This is a genomic window from Photobacterium sp. OFAV2-7 (genome assembly GCF_022347985.1).
In the GTDB taxonomy this organism is placed as follows: Bacteria; Pseudomonadota; Gammaproteobacteria; order Enterobacterales; family Vibrionaceae; genus Photobacterium.
Genome location: NZ_JAKRFQ010000386.1, coordinates 1 through 4606 on the forward strand (window position 1 = coordinate 1; position 4606 = coordinate 4606).

At 43.9% G+C, this 4606-nt stretch carries 5 protein-coding genes; 2 read left to right on the forward strand and 3 right to left on the reverse strand.

Annotated elements, in window-relative coordinates; genetic code table 11:
• A partial coding sequence (locus tag MHN01_RS17270) for a DEAD/DEAH box helicase (protein ID WP_239412477.1) occupies positions 1-1036 on the reverse strand: 1036 nt, incomplete at its 3' end.
• A 175-nt stretch (positions 1037-1211) separates the two neighbouring features.
• Positions 1212-1556 (reverse strand): hypothetical protein, encoded by a 345-nt coding sequence (locus tag MHN01_RS17275; RefSeq protein WP_239412478.1) that lies wholly within the window; start codon positions 1554-1556, stop codon positions 1212-1214.
• 171 nt (positions 1557-1727) lie between these two features.
• On the opposite strand from MHN01_RS17275, the gene MHN01_RS17280 reads away from it, so the two are divergent.
• Positions 1728-2339: a DUF2238 domain-containing protein gene (locus MHN01_RS17280; protein ID WP_239412479.1), complete on the forward strand. Its 612-nt coding sequence runs from the start codon at positions 1728-1730 to the stop codon at positions 2337-2339.
• Positions 2340-2408: 69 nt separating this feature from the next.
• On the opposite strand, the gene galE is transcribed toward MHN01_RS17280, so the two are convergent.
• Positions 2409-3425: a UDP-glucose 4-epimerase GalE gene (gene galE, locus MHN01_RS17285; RefSeq protein WP_239412480.1), complete on the reverse strand. Its 1017-nt coding sequence runs from the start codon at positions 3423-3425 to the stop codon at positions 2409-2411.
• Between the two features lie 248 nt (positions 3426-3673).
• Here galE and MHN01_RS17290 point away from each other — a divergent pair.
• Positions 3674-4606: alpha/beta fold hydrolase (locus tag MHN01_RS17290; protein WP_239412481.1), on the forward strand; the 933-nt coding region annotated here is incomplete at its 3' end.

A 4606-nucleotide genomic window follows, 5' to 3' on the forward strand; every position in this document is an offset into this window, starting at 1 on the left:
CATCACCTTTGTTACCCGCACGACCAGTACGACCAATACGGTGAACATATTCCTCAGCATGCTTTGGCATATCAAAGTTAATCACATGGGATACTTTGTCGATATCGAGGCCACGAGAGGCAACATCTGTTGTCACAAGAATCTTATGGCAGTCACGCTCAAACTGGCTCATGATGCTGTTTCGCTGAGTCTGATTCAAGTTACCGCTCAATGCGACAGCTTTCATCTTACGTTCATTCAGCTCTTTGGTCAGGCGATCAGTGTCCGCACGTGTTGCAGTAAAGATAATCACCTGGTTGTAGTCTTCTGTTTCCAACACTTTATCAAGCAACGCCTGTTTGTGATCTAAATGATCACACAAGATAAAGCGCTGAGTAATGTCTGTGTGCTCTTCAGCTGAGTGACCAACAGAAATACGCTTCGGAGCATTCAGCATATCCGAGGCAATATCAATAACATCAGCGTGATCCAGCGTAGCCGAGAACATCAGAGTTTGACGACGGCGATGGCTGGCAGCTTCATGAATTCGGCGTAGCTGCGCTTCAAAACCCAGGTCTAGCATACGATCAGCTTCATCAAGGATCAGCATTTCAAGCCCATCAAGATGAGTACTGCGGTGCTCCAGATGATCAGCCAATCTACCGGGAGTCGCGATCACGAACATTGGGTCATTACGAAGGGCTTTTACCTGATCGTTGAAGTTCTCACCGCCTACAATCAGCGCACCATCATAGGGTGTGCCCGCATTCAACGTACGTAATTGAGCAAATACCTGCTTGGCAAGCTCACGAGTCGGAGTCAGTACAAGGACGCGTGGATCGCGTCTTGTGAAAGGCTTGCTACGGTACATACGCTGCATAGCCGGAAGCAAGAAAGCTAGTGTTTTACCGGAGCCCGTCTTCGACGAAGCCAACACATCCTTACCCAGGATGCCAACAGGAATAGCCGTTTGTTGAATTTCAGTTGGTTTATTGAACGCCAGGTGATTCAATTTCTTAAGCAGGCGCTGGTCTAATCCAAGGTCTTTAAAATGCAAAATGGTGCTCCGGTAAAATGCTCAGTGCTAAGCAGATAATTATTACAGCTCTACCTTATGTGAGCCAACTCACACTAAGGTAGAAAATGTTAGCCGAGGATTATATCACAATTATTGATGCTGACATCTACTTAAAACGCTGTATTTTTTGTTATTCAAGAACGGGATACTGATACTAAGACTTTTTTGGATATTGCTGCTCGTAACGGGTGCCTACAAATGATAATGCGACATACTCATCAATATCCGGACGCTGGAGGAACTCTTCAAACTGAAGGCGGGCAACTGGACAATCGATAAGCGCTGCATAACCTGATGATGAATTGTAAAAACACAACGGAGAGTTATTTCGCATGTAAATAAAACCCACACTCTCCTCGCCGTATGAGTGATAATCTTCAAATTGTTCAAGGTATTTCGTGAAGCCTGCAATCAACCGCTGCTGGTGTAATGCTGTTACACCTTCATCTGACGCCACTGTGTGCATATCTTCTCCTTGTAAAATACGTCCGTAAGCCATTAAATATTATCGCCTTCAACTACACCAGCATAGTACTTGGTTAACGTATTATGAAATTTGACGGGACTAATCTATCAATATCTCATTAATCACACACTGTTGTTTCCGCAAAAAATAAAACAGCGTATTATATTTAGTTGTTACCTCTCTCCAGATAAGGGATTACCCACAATGACATTAAACAAAGACAAGACATTGCCATTAATCCTTGCCATTGTCATAAGCTCGACAATCGTATGGTCTGGAATTAATCCGGCTTTTCCTGAAGTATGGATCGCAGAGATTGTCCCGATCTTCTTAATTTTCTTACCATTACTTATTACCTATAGACACTTCAGGTTCTCAAACGCAGCATACCTATTTATGTCTTGCTGGCTGTTATTGCACACCATTGGCGCGCATTATACTTTCGCCAATGTACCCTTTGAGTGGTTTAGCGAACTGATAGGCTCCGAGCGAAACCACTTCGATCGCTTTGCCCATTTCTCTATCGGATTCTACGCCTACCCGATAGCTGAATATCTCTCACGCAAAGGCCATTGCTCCCCGTTTCTTGCCGGATTATTTGGCCTATGCGCAATAATGGCTATTGCTGCCGGTTACGAGATCATTGAGTGGTGGTATGCAGTACTGGCCGGTGGAGAGGCTGGCATTGAATTTTTGGGATCACAAGGTGATATCTGGGATGCTCAGCAAGATATGCTGGCTGATACCCTTGGGGCGATTACAAGCCTGGTTTTTTTCTTCTTCAACAAGCCCTACCGAACCCACAAAAACGCCTAATAATGTAAAGGCCGCTGAATACTTTCAGTGGCCTTTGTCACTCGAATTAAATTATTGTCGAATATCGAATTACACGTCAGGATAACCTGTTGGGTTATTAGATTGCCAGCGCCAAAGATCTGCTGTCATATCCTCAACCGTCCGGCTTGCCTCCCAGTGAAGTTCAATCTTCGCTTTACTCGGATCTGCCCAGCATTCAGCGATATCACCAGTTCTGCGAGGTGCTACTTGATAGGCAACGTCTACCCCAGCCGCTTTAGAGAAAGCTTCAACCATCTGCAAAACACTAAGCCCATTGCCTGTACCTAAGTTATAAATATGCAGACCAGCCTTTTTTCCTCTATAGTTCAGCGCAGCCAAATGCCCGTCAGCCAGATCAAGAACATGAATATAATCACGAACGCCAGTACCATCAACTGTCGGATAATCATTCCCAAACACTGATAAATACTCACGACGACCAACCGCAACCTGAGCGATAAACGGCATCAGGTTATTTGGAATGCCTTGTGGGTCTTCACCCATCTCACCAGATTGATGAGAACCAACAGGATTAAAATAGCGCAACAGGGTGATGCTCATTTCCGGATGGGCTTTTTGAATGTCAGTCAGGCATTGTTCTACCATCAACTTACTGCGCCCATACGGATTTGTTGCGCTGGTCGGGAAATCTTCAGTAATTGGCACTGTTGCCGGATCACCATAAACCGTAGCCGAGGAGCTGAAAATCAAACTCTTCACCCCTGCCGCTCTCATTGCTTCAACCAAAACCAGTGTACCGTGAACATTGTTGTCGTAGTATTCCATTGGTTTTTCGACAGATTCGCCAACCGCTTTCAGGCCGGCAAAATGAATCACTGACTCGACATTTTCTTTTGCCAGGACACTGTCCAAGAAGGCACGGTCACGAATGTCACCTTCATAAAAAGCAGGCTGAACTCCAGTCAGTTTTTCTATCCTGGCTAATACCGTTTTCTTACTGTTATAGAGATTATCAACAATAATCGGTGTCATACCTGCTTCAATCATCTGTACGCAGGTATGGCTACCTATATAGCCCATTCCGCCAGTTACTAAAACACGCATGGTGTCTCCCTGTGAAAAATCACATTAGTAAATTCTTAACTGTTCTATTTAGCTATAGTACATTTTTCAGGCATAACAACCATGTGTATACAAATAATTACATTTATATAGCTCTGATATTGAAGACAAATCACCTAGCTAATTCCAAATATTTAGAAATATAAATTCAATGACAGAAGGGATAATTTAAAGAAGACTCTTAAAATAAAACGATGTAAAATTAACTTTTTTCAGCATGGCATTCATTAATGACTAAATTCACAAGCTCCACCGTTCTTCGCCAGCTTGTAGCCCTTTGCTTCCTGCTGTTTACGTTAACAGGCTGTGAGATAGTTGGCTGGAAAGCAGAACAAGATAAACTAGCCCTTCAGGAAGCGGGCTACACGGAACATTTTCTCACTCTTGCCGACGGCGGCAAAATGAAATATTGGGTCGGAGGAAACGGAAAGCCTTTGCTGCTTCTCCATGGTTTTGGCGGCACGGCCATATCAACATGGAAAAAGGAGATGCTAGAACTAAACAAAGACTACATGGTGATAGCGCCTGATCTTGCTTGGTTCGGTGATTCACACAGTAACAGTGTCCCTAACCTGACAACACAGACAGATGCTGTATGGCAAATCATTGATTCGTTAAAGATAGATAAAGTTAACGTTGCTGGTATCTCCTACGGCGGTTTTGTTACTTACAATATGATGTTGTCACCAGAGAGAATTGATAAATCAGTCATCATCGCAAGTCCCGGTCCGCTTTTCAGTGATAACGATTTAAGCCAGCTGTGTATTCGCGCCAATGTCACCAAACCAGAAGATCTGTTCGTACCGCAAAATAGCAACGAAGTTCGCCGTTTATTTGATCATGTGTTTATAGAAAAGAAACGCATGCCAGACTTTATCGCCGACCAGATTTACCTCAGTTATTTCGCGCCATGGCGAAGTGAGAAAAAACAGCTAATTCAGAGCCTTGTTAGTGACAGAGAACGGATTAGCCAATACCCTGCGAATAATCTGCCACCAAGCATGCTAATTTGGGGCGACAGCGACCAAATCTTCCCTCTTGATAGCGGAATTAGACTCAGCGAGTATATGAATTCTTCCCTTGTTGTGATTCCCAACACTGGTCACGGTGTAACAAACGAACAACCAGAGCTGGTAACTAAATTGTTGAAATCATTCTTATCC

Coding starts and splice junctions, on each gene's coding strand:
- MHN01_RS17275 (WP_239412478.1), bottom strand. CDS start 1,556: ATGGCTTACGGACGTATTTTACAAGGAGAAGATATGCACACAGTGGCG.
- galE (WP_239412480.1), bottom strand. CDS start 3,425: ATGCGTGTTTTAGTAACTGGCGGAATGGGCTATATAGGTAGCCATACC.
- MHN01_RS17280 (WP_239412479.1), top strand. CDS start 1,728: ATGACATTAAACAAAGACAAGACATTGCCATTAATCCTTGCCATTGTC.